Consider the following 16,971-nt stretch of genomic DNA (forward strand, 5'->3'; position numbering starts at 1 on the left):
CCTCAGCCCTTGTACAGTCGTGGATTGAGCACGTCGCGCAGCCAGTCGCCGAGCAGGTTGATCACCAGCACCAGCACCACCAGCACCAGGCCCGGAATCAGGGTGATCCACCAGGAACCGGACTGGATGTAGTCGAAGCCGGACTTGATCAACGAGCCCAGCGACGGCTGGGTCTCGGGCATGCCGAGGCCGAGAAACGACAGCGCCGCCTCGGAAATGATGGCGTTGGCCACCTGCACGGTGGAGATGACGAAGATCGGCGACAGGGTGTTGGGCAGGATGTGACGGAACATGATCCGCCGGCTGCGCAGGCCCATTACCCGGGCGGCGTCGACGTACTCCTTGGAGCGCTCTGCCAGCACCGAGGCACGCACGGTACGGGCGTACTGGGGCCATTCGGCCAGGCCGATGATCAGCACCAGCAGCCACATGGCATAGTCGGAGTAGGTGGCGCCGCCGAAGATCGCCTTGAACAGGGCGCCCACCACGATGGCCACCATCAACGTCGAGAACGACAGCTGGATATCTGCCAGGCGCATCAGAAAGGCGTCGACGCGCCCACCCAGATAGCCCGCCAGCAAACCGCAGCACACCCCCAGGGTGGCCTGCAGCGCCACGGCGCCGAAGCCGATGACCAGCGACACCCGCATGCCGTAGAGGATGGTCGAGAGCAGGTCGCGCCCCTGGGAATCGGTACCCATCAGGTACTGGGGGTCGGCGCCGTCGATCCAGAACGGCGGCAGCTCGGATGCAAGGATGTCGATCTGGGCCAGGTCGTAGGGATCGGCCGGCGCAAGCCAAGGCGCCAGCAGCGCGGCCAGGACCATCACCACGAAGATCAGAAGACTGGTCTGGGCGATCAGGTCGCGTTTGAAACTGTACAAGAGGTAGGAGTCGCGAAACCGCTCCCACCGGCTGCTCGTCGCAGTGCTCTGGGTGCTCATGCGGGCTTACCTGTCAGCTTGACGGTGGGATTGACCAGGCCATAGATCAGGTCGACCAGGGTGTTGGTGATCACGAAGATCAGGCCGACGATCATCAGGTAGGTCACGATCAGGGGGATGTCCGAGCGCTCGATGGCGTCGAGGAACATCAGGCCCATGCCGGGCCACTGGAACACCGTCTCGGTGAGGATGGTGTAGGCCACCAGGGTGCCGATCTGCACGCCGCCGACGGTGATGACCGGCAACATGGTGTTCTTCAGCGCGTGCAGGAAGTAGATGCGACGCATCGAGATGCCCTTGGCCCGGGCGAACTTGACGTACTCCGACTGCATCACCTCGAGCATCTCTGCGCGGATCAGGCGAATGAACAGCGGCAGCATGATCGAGGCCAGCGAGATGGCCGGCAGCACCAGGTAGGTCAGGCCTTCCAGCGAGGCGAAGTTGGTGGTCCAGGTGCCGAACACGTGGATCGGGTCGCCGCGACCGTAGGCCGGCATGCCGCCCTCGGTGGACAGCAGGCCGTTGAGCCAGGCGCCCCAGCCGGTATCGGCGGGGAAGGGCGTGAAGCTCACGCCGATGGCGAACAGCTGGATCAACACGATAGCGGTGAGAAACACCGGGATGGAGATGCCGATGATCGACACCCCCATGAAGAAACGGGACAGCCAGGCGCGGGGCTTGATCGCGCTGTAGACGCCGATCGGCACCGACAGGAAGATGATCAGGAGGGTCGAGGCGAATACCAGCTCGAGGGTCGCCGGCAGGTGTCGCAGGACCACTTCGGTAGTCGGCTCGTTGTAGATGTACGAATAGCCGAAGTCGAACTGGGCGGCGTTGACGGCGAAACGGAAGTACTGCACCAGGAAGGGATCGTTGAGCCCCAGTTCCTCGCGCAGCACCTCGCGCTCGCTCTCGGGCACCGACTGACCCACCATCTGCTGGATGGGATCACCCAGGTTGTCCTGGATGGCGAAGGCGATCACGCTGATGACAAACATCACCAGCAGCGCATGAAAGAGGCGCTTGATCAGAAATGCGATCATGGGGATTGTCCAGGGTACAGGCGCTCGACTCCGCGACCATGTCACGGAGCCGAGGCAGCTGCTGAATGGGAGCTTGCAGGCACCGCGCGGCGGTGCCTGTCGTCTTACTCTTCTTCGATGACCAGATCCCCGAGGTAGGGGAAGTTCATCACGTTGACCACCGGCTCGATGTCGACGTTGGCCGCAGAGGCCCAGGCCAGGTTCTGCCAGTGCAGCGGAATGAAGGCGGCATCGTCGTAGAGGCCCTGCTCGAGTTCACGCAGCATCTCGCCACGCTTTTCCAGATCCACCTCGAGGTTGGCGTCGACCATCAGCTGGTCGAGCTCCTCGTTGCAGTAGTTGCCGGCGTTGTACTGGCCGCCACCGCTGTCGGCGTCCGGGCACTCGGTCAGGTACTGGTGGAAGTTGGCGGAGTCTTCGGTGTCGGAGTGCCAGCCGATCATCATCATGTCGGCGGCGCGATCATCGTACTCGCCCCAGTACTGGGCCTTGGGCAGGGTCTTCAGGTCCACCGTGACGTTGATCCGCGCCAGCATGGCGGCTACCGCCTGGGCGATCTTGGCGTCGTTCACGTAACGGTTATTGGGCGCCATCATGCTGACCGAGAAGCCGTCCTCATAGCCCGCTTCGGCCATCAGTTCCTTGGCCCGGTCGAGATCGAAGCGCGGCTCGAGATCCGGGTTGTGGCCGGAGTAGCCCTCTGGCGAGAACTGGGCGGCCGGGGTGGCGAAGCCCTTCATCAGACGATCGGCGATGCCTTCCTGGTTGATCGCGTAGTTGAAGGCCTGACGCACGCGCGGGTCCTGGAAGGCCTCGACCCGCTCCTGGTTCATGTGGAACAGGATGATGCGGGTGCCCGACATGGTCACCAGATTGGTGTCCTCGTCGCTCTCGATACGCTCCAGATCGTTGGGCGGTACCGGCGCGATGAAGTCGACGTCACCGGACAGCAGGGCGGCGACGCGGGTGGCGTTCTCGCCGATCGGGGTCAGGGTGATGGCGTCGACGTTGCCCGGGGACTCGCTGTCCCAGTAGTCATCGAAGCGTTCGAAGTCGACCCGAACGCCCTGCTGGCGGTTGGTCACCTGGAAGGGGCCGGTACCGGAGATGTTGCGCGAGGCGTAGGAGTTGCCGTTCTTGACGATCTCGTCCTTGGCCTTGCCGCCGTCGGTCTCGCCGGAATAGAACTGGCTGTCCATCGGGAAGATGTAGGTGGCCATGTTCAGCAGCAGCGGGTTGGGCCGCTTGGAGATGATCTCCACGGTGTGCTCGTCGACCACGTTGACCGTCTCGATGGGCTCGAAGATCGCCTTGAAGTCCGGGCTGCGCTTGAGGCGCTCGACGGTCCAGGCGACGTCCTCGGCGGTGAAGGGGTTGCCGGAATGGAAGGTGACCCCTTCGCGCAGGCTGATGCGCATGGTGGTGTCGTCGACCTGCTCCCATTCGGTGGCGAGTCTGGGCTCGAACTCGAAGTCCTTGGTCCAGCGCACCAGCGGATCGAAGGCCATGTGCGACAGTTGCAGGATACCGCCGGAGAGCTGCTCATGGATGTCCAGCGACACCGGATCGGCGTCGTAGGCCATGCGCAGGGTGTTTTCGGCCAGTGCGGTCTGGGGCAGGGCAGCCGTCAGCATGGCGGCACCGAGGGCACCGGCCAGAAGGGTCTTCTTGAACATGGAAGGAGTTCCTGCTTGTTGAGGTTGTTGTAATTGCCAGTCGGGCGCCTTGGTCAATGTTGTAAGCGCCGGCTAGTCAATGTCCTGCATCAACATAGTGAGATGTCGCGTTTAAACACAATCGAAATTGTGACAGCACCCATGCGAGGAACGAATATGGGCCCGGGGAGCGTGTCCTCAAGGGGCAGACAAGCGCTGAGCGACGAGAAGGGTGGCGCAGACAGGAAAGTAAGGGGAAATAGAGGAGCTGAGGTAGCCGGCGGAGACGAGTGAGGTAACCGCAAGTGCAAGCGCCCCCCGAACGAGATTCGGGGGCGCGAAAGGGCAATCGACACAGCGCCGAGGCGACAGTGGTGTCCAGGGTCGCCTGGCGGTCAATCGGTCAGTTCAGACCAGCCGTCACTGCTGGGGCGGGCAGACGCGATCGATACGATAGAGCTGGGCGACCTGATCCAGGCCGTGGACGCTGCATTCCAGGTCGGTGACACGACCGTCACTGAGGCCATAGACCCAGCCATGCACCGACAGCGCCTGGCCGCGCTGCCAGGCACGCTGGACGATCTTGGTACGACACAGCGTCTTGACCTGAGACTTGACGTTGAGCTCGCACATGCGATCCACCTGCTCGTCCAGCGGCAGATGCTCGAGTTCCGAGCGATGCATGCTGTAGAGTTCGCGTACGCTGTGCAACCAGTTGTCCACCATACCGTTCTCGCCGCCGGTGACCGCAGCGCGCACGCCGCCACAGTTGTAGTGGCCGACGATCATGATGTGACGTACCTTGAGCACGTCCACCGCGAACTGCACCACCGACAGGGCGTTCATGTCATTGTGGTAGAGCAGGTTGGCGACGTTACGGTGGACGAACACCTCACCCGGGGGAAGGTCGATGATCTGGTTGGCCGGCACGCGGCTGTCGGAACAACCGATCCACAGATACTCCGGGCTTTGCTGCTGAGCAAGGCGGGCAAAGAAATCAGGGTCTTCCTGGCAGATTCTGTCGGCCCAGGCCCGATTATTGGCGAGCAGATTGTCGATATCACTCATGAACTTTCCCCGTGCAAGCAGTGGATGGCTAAAGTGGTGCATGTTTTTACCCCCCTCGGTCAAGGTGGTCAAGCACCCTCCCGTGGTAGCCAGCCCGCTGGTATCATGGGAGGGTTTCCCATCCTGGTGGGCCTCGAGGCAGGTCCCTGGTAGGCCAGGCCCCTAATGATCCGAAAGCGGTCCCGACAACAAGGGCCCCAGCAACAGAATCAGGAGACGCAAGTGTCACAATTCGACTATGACCTCTTTGTCATCGGTGCCGGCTCCGGTGGTGTCCGCGCTGCCCGTACCGCGGCGGCAACCGGGGCCAGGGTGGCCGTCGCCGAGGATCGCTACCTCGGCGGTACCTGCGTCAACGTGGGCTGCGTGCCCAAGAAGCTCTACTCCTACGCCGCACACTTCCACGAGGCTTTCGACGACGCTCGCGGCTTCGGCTGGCAGCTCGACCAGGCGCCGAGCTTCGACTGGGCGACCCTGCGCGACAACAAGATCGGTGAGATCAAGCGACTCAACGGCATCTACGGCAAGCTGCTGGACAACGCCGGGGTGCGCCTGATCAACGGTCGCGCCAAGGTGGTGGACGAACACCATGTCGAGGTCGGCGGCGAGACCATCAGCGCCGAGAAGATCCTGGTGGCGGTGGGTGGCTGGCCCTGGGTGCCGCCGTTCCCCGGCAGCGAACTGGCCATGAACTCCAACCAGATCTTCGACCTGGATGAGTTTCCCAAGCGCTTTCTGGTGCTTGGCGGCGGCTATATCGCCGTGGAGTTCGCCAGCATCTTCAACGGCCTGGGCGCCGACGCCCACCTGCTGTATCGCGGCGACCTGTTCCTGCGCGGCTTCGACCAGGAGGTGCGCGAGTTCACCCGCGACGAGATGGCCAAGAAGGGCGTCAACCTGCACTTCAACACCAACATCGAGTCCCTCGAGAAGGTCGAAGGCGGGATCAAGGCCACCCTGACCAACGGCGAGACCCTTGAGGTGGATGCGGTGCTGTCCGCCACCGGCCGCAAGCCGCATCTTGAAGGCCTGGGCCTGGACCAGCTCGACATCGCGCTCAACGAGAACGGCTCCATCCAGGTCAACGATCGCTTCGAGACCTCGGTGCCCTCGATCCTGGCGCTGGGCGACGTGACCGGCGGTCCTGAGCTTACGCCGGTGGCCCTGGCCGAGGCCATGCATCTGGTTGCACACCACTACGGTGACGCGCCCAAGGCGCCGATGAACTACGACAACATCGCCACTGCGGTGTTCTGCCATCCCAACATCGGCACCGTTGGCCTGTCCGAAGAGAAGGCCCGCGAGGTGTGCAAGGCGGTCCGCGTCTACAGCGCCGACTTCCGTCCCATGAAACACACCCTGTCCGGCAGCGATGAACGCTGCCTGATGAAGCTGATCGTCGACGACGAAAGCGACGTGGTGGTAGGGGCGCACATGGTCGGCGAGGAGGCCGGCGAGGTGATCCAGGGCATCGCCATCGCGGTGCGTGCGGGCCTGACCAAGGCAGCTTTCGACGCCACCGTCGGCATCCACCCGACCGGCGCCGAAGAGTTCGTCACCATGCGCACGCCGACCCGTACCTGACGACGACAGTCAGAAACCGGCCGACGCCAGAAAGGGCACCTGTGGGTGCCCTTTTTTGTGGCCTTTTCTCGCCGATCCAAAAGGGCCGACTATACTGCTTCAGGCGGACGAAATCGTCTCGTTGGAGAGGCAATCGATTACGCCAAAGGGATAGGGGAGGTGAGCGGCAGCGATCGCTCCGAGCCGCCATGAGACGTGGCCTGGCGCCGCTCGCATAATTTTTTTTTATGCTTCCAGGGGTTAAGAATAATCCAGATTTTGAAATGTCATACTCGACTGTTATAATGGTTGTCCAAATTCGCTACAGCGAAGCATAACGAACATGACCGCAAGCACTGAGCCCTTCACACCATCAGCCGACCTCGCCAAGCCTACGGTGGCCGACGCGGTGGTGGGTCACGAAGCGGCGCCGCTGTTTATTCGCAAGTCCACTCCCGAGGATGGCTGGGGCATCTACGAGCTGGTCAAGTCCTGCCCGCCCCTGGACGTCAACTCCGCCTACGCCTACCTGTTGCTGGCCACCCAGTTCCGTGACAGTTGTGCCGTTGCCACCAACGAGGAAGGCGAGATCGTCGGTTTTGTCTCCGGCTACGTGAAGTCCAATGCTCCGGACACCTACTTTCTGTGGCAGGTCGCGGTGGGCGAGAAGGCCCGCGGTACCGGTCTGGCCCGGAGACTGGTCGAAGCCATTCTGACCCGCCCTGAATTTGCCGAGGTCCACCACCTCGAGACCACCATCACACCGGATAACCAGGCTTCCTGGGGCTTGTTCCGCCGCCTGGCCGATCGCTGGCAGGCGCCGTTGAACAGCCGCGAGTACTTCTCTACCGACCAATTGGGTGGAGAACACGATCCGGAAAACCTGGTGCGCATCGGTCCCTTCGACACGACGCGTATCTAACGGCTTCCAGGGTGGTGACAGGGCGCCAGCGTCCGTCGCCACCGATACCCGATAACTTCCCCTACGAACCCGACAGGAGGTCGCAATGCAGACCCAGATCCTCGAACGCATGGAATCCGAAGTTCGTACCTATTCCCGTTCCTTCCCGGTGGTCTTCACCAAGGCGCAGAACGCTCGCCTGACCGACGAGGAAGGCCGCGAGTACATCGACTTTCTGGCCGGTGCCGGCACCTTGAACTACGGCCATAACAACCCGCACCTGAAGCAGGCGCTGGTCGACTACCTGGCCACCGACGGCATCATCCACGGTCTTGATTTCTGGACCGCCGCCAAGCGCGACTATCTGGAGACCCTGGAAGAGGTGATCCTCAAGCCGCGTGGTCTCGACTACAAGGTCCACCTCCCGGGGCCGACCGGCACCAATGCCGTCGAGGCTGCCATTCGCCTCGCTCGTGTGGCCAAGGGTCGTCACAACATCGTGACCTTCACCAATGGCTTCCACGGCGTGACCATGGGGGCGCTGGCCACCACCGGCAACCGCAAGTTCCGCGAGGCGACCGGCGGTATTCCGACCCAGGGTGCAGCCTTCATGCCCTTCGATGGCTACATGGGTAGCGAGACCGATACCCTGGACTACTTCGAGAAGCTGCTCGGCGACAAGTCCGGCGGTCTCGACGTGCCCGCCGCGGTCATCGTCGAAACGGTCCAGGGCGAGGGTGGCATCAACGTGGCCGGCCTGGATTGGCTCAAGCGTCTCGAGGGCATCTGCCGCGACAATGACATCCTGCTGATCATCGATGATATCCAGGCGGGCTGCGGTCGTACCGGCAAGTTCTTCAGCTTCGAGCACGCCGGCATCACACCCGACATCGTCACCAACTCCAAGTCGCTGTCCGCACTCGGCCTGCCGTTCGCCCACGTGCTGATGCGTCCGGAGCTCGACAAGTGGAAGCCGGGTCAGTACAACGGTACCTTCCGTGGTTTCAACCTGGCCTTCGTCACCGCTACCGCTGCCATGCGCAAGTACTGGAGCGACGATACCTTCGAGCGTGACATCCAGCGCAAGGCGCGGATCGTGGAAGAGCGCTTTCAGAAGATCGCCGCCTGGCTCAGCGACAAGGGATATCCGGCATCCGAGCGTGGCCGCGGCCTGATGCGCGGCATCGACGTGGAAAGCGGCGATATCGCCGACAAGATCACCGCCAAGGCCTTCGAGAACGGCCTGGTGATCGAGACCAGTGGCCAGGACGGTGAGGTGGTCAAGTGCCTGTGTCCGCTGACCATCACCGACGAGGATCTGATCGAAGGTCTCGATATCCTCGAGCGCAGCACCCACGAGGCGCTGAGCTGAAACAGGATACGCCCGCAGGTTATCTGCGGGCAGGCGCCAGCAGCAAGGTGCCGCTGATCCTGCCCTGAGCAATATCAAAAGCGAGGGCTCGCCCTCGCTTTTTCTGCGGACGCCACCAGCGCTCGAAGCCTCGCACAGGGCCTTTCGATGCCCGGCACCGCCGACGCCCCCGACACCCGACAACGGAGAATTCGATGATCGTTCGCAACCTGGAAGAAGCCCGTCAGACCGACCGCCTGGTAAAGGCCGAGAACGGTAACTGGGACAGCACCCGCCTGATGCTCGCCGATGACGGCGGTCAGTGTTCCTTCCACATCACCCGTATCTTCGAGGGTACCGAGACCCACATCCACTACAAGCATCACTTCGAGGCGGTGTTCTGCATCGAGGGAGAAGGCGAGGTGGAGACCCTGGCCGACGGCAAGATCTGGCCGATCAAGCCGGGCGACATCTACATCCTGGATCAGCATGACGAGCACCTGCTGCGTGCTTCCAAGACCATGCACCTGGCCTGCGTGTTCACTCCGGGCCTGACCGGCAAGGAAGTGCACCGCGAAGATGGCTCCTACGCGCCCGCCGGCGAGTAAGGACGTACCGCCAGGATTGAACCGGAACTCGCTTCCCGTACCCGACAACGGCGCCCCTTGAGGCGCCGTTGTCGTATCCGGCCAATTGACCGAAGTAGTCGCACGACGCTGGAGGTAGACGTCACGGGAAGAGCAGCAGGGGACGTGGGGGCATAGGAGGCAGGCACGTCAAAATTGTGCCCAAAAGTCCGGAGCGCTACCTATACTTTGCAGCAAACTTCTCAATGGAACCGTCCCCATGGCCATTTGTCGCCCCCGACTCCTGACCTCCGGTATGTATCACTACCTGCTGGCAGCGCCGATCCTTGGTGCAGCACTGCTGGCCCCAGCGACGGCTCATGCCTCGGAAGGTGGCAGCAGCATCTATGTACCGGGCGCCTATAACGACTTTGCCGCAGGCTTGGCCCCGCCACCCGGGGTCTATGCGCGCAACGACCTGGTGCGCTACGAGGGCGATATCGGCGCGCGCCCCCTGGGCGGGCGGCTGTCGGCGGGTCTCGACCAGACGCTGTGGTTCAACCTGCTCAAGCTGACCTGGGTGACCGACGTCGAGTGGCTCGGCGCCACCTACATCGCCGGGATCAATCTTCCCTACGTGTTTGACGTCAGCGTCGATCTCGAGGCCAGCATTCCAGGCCAGGAACGCTTCAACACCGGAAGCAACAGCGGCTTCGGTGATCCGTACCTGGTGCCGGTCGCCCTCAACTGGACCAACGGGACTCACCACACCACGGCGGCGGTGGGTATCAATATTCCGGTGGGGCGCTACGACGAGGATGATCGGATCAACCTGGGGCGGCACTACTGGTCGATCGACCCCACCATTACCTACAGTTGGCTGCCCGAAAGCGGATGGGACCTGTCGATGACCGCGGGCATCCTGTTCAACTTCAAGAACGATGCCACCGACTACACCACCGGCGACGAGTTTCACCTGGACGTGCTGGCGGCGAAGTACCTGACGCCAAGCTTCGGACTGGGTCTGGCCGGGTACGTTTACGAACAGCTCGAGTCGGACTCGGGACCGGTACCGGATCGCCTGGAAGATGGTTTTCGCAGTAGCGGGGCGGGGGTAGGGCCGGCTTTCATGAAGAGCGTCTCACTCGGCCAGGCGCCGGTCACCTTGATCGGCAAGTGGCTTCACGATGTGTCATCCGAAAATCGCTTCGATGGCGATACGGTGTCGCTGTCGGCGGCCTGGGCCTTCTAGCCAACTCCCGACCAGCGCCCGATCCGATGGTTCTGGCGCGCCGCCTCGATCCTTCCCTCGAACGAATCTCCGTCATGTTCTCGGGCGCTCAGCGGCGCCCGATTCTCCCGTTGTTCTGCATCGATATTGTCTGCGCTGAATGTCTTTATCAGCCGAGGCCATGCTCGTCCCACGAGACCTCCCGTCGCCTATGCAGCTCAGGCGGCACAGGGACACAGCGGGCCACGCGCCATGCCCAAAAGTGACAGCATTTTACAAATCAACTGCCGCTGCAGCGGGGCGTCTTTGCACCAGAAATAGGTTTCGGACAGATCGTTATTGCCCGCAAATAAAGAGCTTTTCCGAAAAATGTCGATCATGTTGGCCGCCTTGGCTAACGCACCTCGACAGTGGCATTGCACTTTAGTCAAAAAGTGTCAGGAAGGGGTTGCAGCCAGGAAGTGCTCTCTTCTACTTTGTCATACATAGTATGCCATGGTTTCCAGAAAACGGCTCAGGCCATCGCCATGTAATGGCAGTACGAGAGGGCCGGACACTTGCCCAACCGGGTATGACAACAACGCCAACAAGGTCAACCAGAGGACTCGCCATGAATCCCGCCGCTTCACGCAAGCTCACCCGCGCCATCCATCTTGCGGGCCTGGCCGCGACCACCGCCTTGCTGGCAACGCCAGCCCTGGCCGAACAGTGGCGCGGCTGGAACATTCATCCTCCCGAGTACCCCAACAGCATTGCGCTGGAGACCTTCGCCAAGGAGGTGGACGAGCGAACGGAAGGGCGCATCACCCCAAAGGTCTATCACAACGCCGTGCTGGGGGATCAGCCCGATGCCATCGAGCAGACCCGCAACGGTGCTCTGGATTTCGGCAACTTCAACATGGGCCCCATGGGTCCGATGGTGCCGGCGGCCAACGTACTCTCGCTGCCCTTCATCTTTGAAAGTGAAGAGCGCATGTACGAACTGATGGATGGCGAGATCGGCGAACGCTTCGCCGCAGCGATGGAGGAGCAGGGCCTGGTCGCGCTGGGTTGGTTCGGGGCAGGCTCGCGCAGCCTCTACAACACCGACCATCCGGTCGAGACTCCGAAAGATGTCGAGGGCATGAAGGTTCGGGTCATGAACAACGACCTCTACGTCGACATGATCGATGCGCTGGGTGGCAACGCCACCCCCATGGCCTACGGTGAGGTCTACCAATCGCTGACGACCGGAGTGATCGACGGCGCCGAGAACAACTTCCCGTCCTACGAATCCAGCGGTCACTACGAGGTTGCCGGCTACTACTCGCTGACCAACCACCTGGTCATTCCCGAGTGCCTGTGCATGGCCCGCAGTACCTGGGACGAGCTGTCCGAAGAGGACCAGGCGGCGGTCCGGGAGGCCGGGCAGGTCGCCACCGAGCAGCAGCGTGAACTGTGGGAAGAGCGTACCGCGGCCAGTCGGCAAACGGCGCTGGATGCAGGCGTCGAGATCAATGAGGTTCCGGACAAGTCAGAATTCCAGGCGCTGATGCAACCGGTCTATGAGGGCTTTCTTGCCGAGAACCCGGACCTGGCCTCGCTGGTCGACGACATTCGCGCGGCTCAGGCCGACTGATCCCATTGATACGAGAGCCCCGTCCCCGGTGCCGGGGGCGGGCGGGGAGGCTGATGCGTGAACGCACCCACCGACACCTCTGACGTCGGGTCCGAGCAAACCGAGTCAGAGCAAGAGGGCGCCACGGTACGCCGTGGTGCCTTTCCTCCGGCATCGCCGGAGTCACGAAGCATACGCTACAAGCGTGAAACACCCAGCCGACTGGACCGCATCCTCGACAGTATCGCCCATGGTTGCATCATGGTGGCCGGGGTGCTGCTGGTGTTGCTGATCATCACCTTTGGCTGGCTGGTATTTGGCCGCTACGTGCTCAATGACACCCCCACCTGGGTCGAGCAGACGGCGCTTCTGAGCGTGGCCTACATCACCTTTCTCGGCGCCGCTGCCGGCGTTCGTCACAACAGCCACCTGTCCATCGACCTGCTGCGCGACAACATGCCGGCGCCCATCAAGGGTCTGATGCACCATCTGGCGGATCTGTTCGTGGTGGCCTTTGGCGGCTTCATGGCCTGGCAGGGCTGGCAGTTGATGATGACCAACCTGGCACGACCTATCCCGATGCTCGGACTCTCTGAAAGCTGGCGTGCCGCGCCGCTGGCGATCTGTGGCGCGCTGATGGTGCTGTTCGCTGTGGCCAACATCGTCAAGCGGCTTGGCGGCCGGCACAACCCGACCCAGGAGGACTGAGCATGGGACTCGCTATCGTTTTTGGACTCTTTGCCCTGGGACTGGCGGTCGGCGCTCCGGTGGCCTTTGCGGTAGGACTGGCAGCAGTAGGGGGCTTTCTCTATGAGGGACTGCCGCTGTTCGTGGCATTCCAGCGCATCCTCTCGGGCATTTCGGTGTTTTCCCTGCTGGCCATTCCGTTCTTTATCTTCGCCGGCGAGCTGATGCTGCACGGCGGTATTTCCCAGCGCCTGGTGCGCCTGGCCTCTGCCGCAGTGGGCCGGGTGCGCGGAGGGCTCGGGGTGGTCAATGTGACCTCTTCGATGCTGTTCGGCGGCATTTCCGGTTCCGCGGTGGCGGACACCTCAGCGCTCGGCTCCATCCTGATTCCGGTGATGAAGGAGAAGGGCTACGACGCGGACTACGCGGTCAACGTGACGGTGACCTCGTCGGTGGCCGGGGTGGTGATTCCGCCCAGCCACAACATGATCCTCTACGCCGTGGCGGCCGGCGGCGGCCTGTCCATCACCAAGCTGTTCATGGCGGGCATCGTGCCGGGCATCCTGATGTGTGGTCTGCTGGCCCTGGCCGCCTATCTGGTGGCGGTCAAGCGTGGTTACCAGGGCGAGCGCTTTCCAGGCTGGCAGGCGCTGGCGATCAGCTTTGCCGCCGCACTGCCAGGGTTGCTGACCGCGGTGATCATCGTGGGCGGCGTGCTGTCAGGCGTGCTGACGGTGACCGAGTCAGGCGCCTTCGGGGCCATCTACGCCATCGTCATCACCGCTCTAGTCTATCGCGAGCTGCGCTGGGCATCGTTCAAGCAGGCGGTCTACCAGTCGGTGCGCACCACCGCGCTGGTGATGATCCTGGTCGGCTGCGCCTCGGCGTTCTCCTATCTGCTCGCCCTCTATAGCGTGCCGGAGTTGCTGTCAAACACGCTGCTCGGGATCACCGACAATCCGCTCGCCATCCTGCTGATGCTGAACCTGATCCTGCTGGCACTCGGCATGATCATGGACATGGCGGCGCTGATCCTGATCTGCACGCCGATCTTTCTGCCGATTGCCGCCCAGTTCGGCATGGATCCGATTCAGTTCGGCATCATGATGATGATGAATCTGGGGCTCGGCCTGTGCACGCCGCCGGTGGGTGCCTGCCTGTTTGTCGGCAGCGTGGTCGGCAAGATCAAGATCGAACAGACCGTTCGCACCATCTGGCCGTTTTACCTGGCGTTGTTCGCCGCCCTGATGCTGGTGACCTACGTACCGGCTCTGTCCATGGCGCTGCCCAATATGCTGGAGTGATGGCGACCATGCCAAGCCACCCTTCGACGAGGCGTCACACACCGCTGACCACCTACAGGAAAAGAGGCACACCGATGAAGATCGCCAGGGTCGAGACCCATCTGCTGGATCATCCCCTTGAACAGGCCTTCGAAAGTGCTTCCATGCGCTTCGAACGCCGCCAGCACTGCCTGGTGGAGATCACCTGCGAAGACGGCACCGTCGGCTGGGGGGAGTGCCTCGGTCCGGCCCAGGCCAACGCCGCGGTGGTGGCCACCTACGCGGACACCCTGATCGGCGCCAACCCGCTGGAGCATGAAAGACTGTGGCTCGTGCTCTACAACCGGCTGCGTGACCAGGGCCAGCGGGGGCTGACCATGACCGCCCTCAGCGGCATCGACATCGCGCTGTGGGACATCAAGGGCAAGCACTACGGTGCCAGCGTGTCGGAGCTCTTGGGAGGGCGTTTTCGCGAACGCGTCCAGGCCTACGCCACCGGCTCCTTTCGTCGCGATGGCGTGGACCGGGTCAGTGATATCGCCGCGGAGGTGGCGGGCTACGCCGAGGAAGGCTTTCACGGGGTCAAGATCAAGATCGGCTTCAACGTCGAGGAAGATCTTCGGGTCATCGCCGCCGTGCGCGAGGCCATCGGTCCCGATCGGCGTCTGATGATCGATGCCAACCACGGCTATGACCTGCTGGAGGCCCTCGAGGTCGGCAAGCGGGCGGCGGCTTACGACGTCGACTGGTTCGAGGAACCGGTACTACCGGAGCAGATTCATACCTATCGCGCGGTGCGCGATGGCCAGCCTCTACCGGTCGCCAGTGGCGAGAACTGGCATGGCCGCTACGCCATGCAGGAGCCGCTGGCCAGTCGCGCCATCGATATCTGCCAGCCCGACATATGCGGCGTCGGCGGCTTCACCGAGATGCGGCGCGTCGTGGATATGGCGGCGCTTCATGGCGTGCGCCTGATTCCCCATGTGTGGGGCACCGCCGTGTGCATCGCCGCCAGCCTTCAGGCCATGGCGGCGCTGCCGCCCAATCCGCCGAGACGTGAGCCGATCGAACCCATCATGGAGTTCGATCGGACCCACAATCCCTTCCGCCAGGCAATTGTTACCCAGCCGCTGGAGCATCATCAGGGCTGGGTCGATATCCCTGACGGCCCTGGACTGGGCATCGAGATCGATCGCGACGCCCTGACACGTTTCGCCCTCAAGGAGACAAGACAGTGATACCGGCCAATACCCGTCCGCTGGAAGGGCGCGCGCCCAGGCTGAAGGCACCCGCCGGCGCCACCGATTGCCATATTCATCTCTTCCTCGATGGCTACAAAGGCCAGCCAGGCGGGCCGCCGATCAAGGAGTTGGCAACCGTCGAGGATCTCCGGCGCTTCCAGCGCTGGATGGGGCTCGACAGGGTGGTCGTGACCCAGTCCAACGCCTATCAGTTCGACAATGGCGCCTTGCTTGCTTCGCTCGACCAATTGGGCCTGGACAAGGCCCGCGGGGTCGCCGCCGTCAGTCCTGACACCCCTTTGAAAACCCTCGAAGACTGGCATGGCCGAGGTGTACGCGGCGCACGCATCATGAACCTGGGCGGAGGCGCCATGCCGTTGGCTCGCCTGCCCGAGGTCGAGCCGTTGATCGCGCCCCTGGGCTGGCACCTGATGGTACAGTTCAATGGCCGCGAGCTCGACCAGCACCTGCCGATGCTGGAACGTATCGAGTGCCCGTACATCATCGATCATATCGGCAAGTTCATCGATCCGGTGCCGGCCGATGATCCTCGCGTCGATGCCATTCTCAGGCTGCTTGACCGCGGCAACGCCTGGTTCAAGGTCTGCGCCGGTTACGAGACCAGCCTGAGCGGAGGGCCCGACTACGACGACGTCGGCGCCATCGCCCGGCGGGTCATCAACCACGCACCGGAGCGCATCCTCTGGGGCAGCAACTGGCCCCATGTTGGTGTCCCGCGAGATCAGTACCCCGACGACCCTGACCAACTCGACGTACTGCTGGCCTGGGCCAATGAGCAGCAGCGCCAACGCATCCTGGTCGACAATCCCGCCGAACTGTACGGCTTCGGTCGCTGAAGGCGCGTATCACGAGACACGAGACACGACACCCGAGAAGGAATTCTGACATGTTGAATCGACTGCTGGTCACCGGCGCCGCCGGGGGCCTGGGCACCGCTCTGAGACCTCATTTGAGTCGCCTGGCGAAGGAGGTCCGCCTGTCCGACATGGTCGCCGTCGACCAGGACGTGACCCACGACACCCGCCATGAAGAGATCGTCACGGCAGACCTGACCGACGTCGATGCTGTCGCTCGCCTGGTGGAAGGCTGCGATGGTGTTATCCACCTGGGCGGTGTATCGGTGGAGCGTTCCTGGCAGCAGATCCTGCCGGCCAACATCATGGGCACCTATCACCTCTATGAGGCGGTGCGCCGTCATGACAAGCCGCGGGTGGTATTCGCCAGTTCCAACCACGTCATCGGCTTCTACCCACAGCATCAGCGGCTGGACGCCAAGGTGCCGAAACGCCCGGATTCGCTCTATGGCGTTTCGAAAGGCTTCGGCGAGGACCTCGCCAGCCTGTACTTCGACAAGTTCGGTGTCGAGACCCTGGCGGTGCGTATCGGCTCCTGCTTTCCCGAGCCCGCCGATGCCCGCATGCTGGCCACCTGGATGAGCGTCGAGGATTTCATGGCGTTGCTCGAGCGCGCCTTCTGCGTCCCTGAACTGGGCTACACCGTGGTCTACGGCGCCTCCAACAACGCCGAACAATGGTGGGACAATCGCGAAGCAGGTTTTCTGGGCTGGGTGCCAAGGGACAGCTCCGAACCCTGGCGTGCCGAGATCGAGGCCAGGGGAGGGCGGTTGGCTCCCGATGACCCTTCGGTGCGCTTCCAGGGCGGCAAGTTTGCAGGCCAGGGCCACCCTGACGATGAATAGCCACTGAATCGTCGCGGAAAGCCACCAGGCATCCGTCTCCGGCACTGGCAGAGGGACAGAGGGATAGAGGGATAGAGGATCGAGCAGCCTGACACCGGGGACCTGACGCCATCGCCTTGAT

Annotated in this window: 16 protein-coding genes; 11 read left to right on the plus strand and 5 right to left on the minus strand. The window is 62.8% G+C overall.

The window, feature by feature from the left end; genetic code table 11:
* Positions 1–2: 2 nt before the first annotated feature.
* From NKF27_RS10055 to can, 4 genes are all read right to left on the minus strand, one after another.
* On the minus strand, positions 3–944 hold the full coding sequence (locus tag NKF27_RS10055; protein ID WP_253556321.1) for an ABC transporter permease: 942 nt from the start codon (positions 942–944) through the stop codon (positions 3–5).
* Entirely contained in the window at positions 941–1,987 is a 1,047-nt protein-coding gene (locus NKF27_RS10060) for an ABC transporter permease (protein ID WP_045992062.1), read from the minus strand. The genes NKF27_RS10055 and NKF27_RS10060 overlap by 4 nt, the downstream gene beginning before the upstream one ends.
* Positions 1,988–2,091: 104 nt before the next feature.
* Entirely contained in the window at positions 2,092–3,663 is a 1,572-nt protein-coding gene (locus NKF27_RS10065; RefSeq protein ID WP_108133617.1) for an ABC transporter substrate-binding protein, read from the minus strand.
* A gap of 399 nt (positions 3,664–4,062) precedes the next feature.
* Complete coding sequence (can, locus tag NKF27_RS10070; protein WP_045992064.1) at positions 4,063–4,710, minus strand: carbonate dehydratase; 648 nt, start codon at positions 4,708–4,710, stop codon at positions 4,063–4,065.
* A 222-nt stretch (positions 4,711–4,932) separates the two neighbouring features.
* Here can and gorA point away from each other — a divergent pair, with 222 nt between their 5' ends.
* From gorA to NKF27_RS10095, 5 genes are all read left to right on the plus strand, one after another.
* Positions 4,933–6,294 (plus strand): glutathione-disulfide reductase, encoded by a 1,362-nt coding sequence (gorA, locus tag NKF27_RS10075; protein WP_253556322.1) that lies wholly within the window; start codon positions 4,933–4,935, stop codon positions 6,292–6,294.
* A 322-nt stretch (positions 6,295–6,616) separates the two neighbouring features.
* Positions 6,617–7,195 (plus strand): diaminobutyrate acetyltransferase, encoded by a 579-nt coding sequence (gene ectA, locus NKF27_RS10080; protein ID WP_045992066.1) that lies wholly within the window; start codon positions 6,617–6,619, stop codon positions 7,193–7,195.
* 85 nt (positions 7,196–7,280) lie between these two features.
* Complete coding sequence (gene ectB / locus NKF27_RS10085; protein ID WP_045992067.1) at positions 7,281–8,546, plus strand: diaminobutyrate--2-oxoglutarate transaminase; 1,266 nt, start codon at positions 7,281–7,283, stop codon at positions 8,544–8,546.
* 194 nt (positions 8,547–8,740) lie between these two features.
* Positions 8,741–9,133, plus strand: coding sequence for an ectoine synthase (locus tag NKF27_RS10090; RefSeq protein ID WP_045992068.1), 393 nt, complete (start codon positions 8,741–8,743; stop codon positions 9,131–9,133).
* A gap of 274 nt (positions 9,134–9,407) precedes the next feature.
* Positions 9,408–10,343, plus strand: a complete 936-nt coding sequence (locus tag NKF27_RS10095; protein ID WP_253556323.1) for a transporter — start codon at positions 9,408–9,410, stop codon at positions 10,341–10,343.
* 197 nt (positions 10,344–10,540) lie between these two features.
* Here NKF27_RS10095 and NKF27_RS10100 read toward each other — a convergent pair whose 3' ends face one another.
* The gene (locus NKF27_RS10100; protein ID WP_253556324.1) at positions 10,541–10,702 is read right to left on the minus strand and encodes a hypothetical protein; all 162 of its coding nucleotides are present in this window, start codon (positions 10,700–10,702) and stop codon (positions 10,541–10,543) included.
* A 230-nt stretch (positions 10,703–10,932) separates the two neighbouring features.
* On the opposite strand from NKF27_RS10100, the gene NKF27_RS10105 reads away from it, so the two are divergent.
* The 6 genes from NKF27_RS10105 (at position 10,933) to NKF27_RS10130 (ending at position 16,850) form a co-directional block, all read left to right on the plus strand.
* Complete coding sequence (locus NKF27_RS10105; RefSeq protein ID WP_045992069.1) at positions 10,933–11,940, plus strand: TRAP transporter substrate-binding protein; 1,008 nt, start codon at positions 10,933–10,935, stop codon at positions 11,938–11,940.
* A gap of 57 nt (positions 11,941–11,997) precedes the next feature.
* Positions 11,998–12,627: a TRAP transporter small permease gene (locus tag NKF27_RS10110; protein ID WP_231498708.1), complete on the plus strand. Its 630-nt coding sequence runs from the start codon at positions 11,998–12,000 to the stop codon at positions 12,625–12,627.
* A gap of 2 nt (positions 12,628–12,629) precedes the next feature.
* Positions 12,630–13,910: a TRAP transporter large permease gene (locus NKF27_RS10115; protein ID WP_253556326.1), complete on the plus strand. Its 1,281-nt coding sequence runs from the start codon at positions 12,630–12,632 to the stop codon at positions 13,908–13,910.
* A gap of 74 nt (positions 13,911–13,984) precedes the next feature.
* Positions 13,985–15,127, plus strand: coding sequence for a mandelate racemase/muconate lactonizing enzyme family protein (locus tag NKF27_RS10120; protein ID WP_045992071.1), 1,143 nt, complete (start codon positions 13,985–13,987; stop codon positions 15,125–15,127).
* The gene (locus tag NKF27_RS10125) at positions 15,124–15,987 is read left to right on the plus strand and encodes an amidohydrolase family protein (RefSeq protein ID WP_222516809.1); all 864 of its coding nucleotides are present in this window, start codon (positions 15,124–15,126) and stop codon (positions 15,985–15,987) included. The genes NKF27_RS10120 and NKF27_RS10125 overlap by 4 nt, the downstream gene beginning before the upstream one ends.
* Positions 15,988–16,037: 50 nt before the next feature.
* Positions 16,038–16,850 (plus strand): NAD(P)-dependent oxidoreductase, encoded by an 813-nt coding sequence (locus NKF27_RS10130; RefSeq protein ID WP_253556328.1) that lies wholly within the window; start codon positions 16,038–16,040, stop codon positions 16,848–16,850.
* The last annotated feature ends 121 nt before the right edge of the window (positions 16,851–16,971 follow it).

Source organism: Halomonas sp. DN3 (genome assembly GCF_024137905.1).
Taxonomy (GTDB): Bacteria; Pseudomonadota; Gammaproteobacteria; order Pseudomonadales; family Halomonadaceae; genus Halomonas; species Halomonas litopenaei.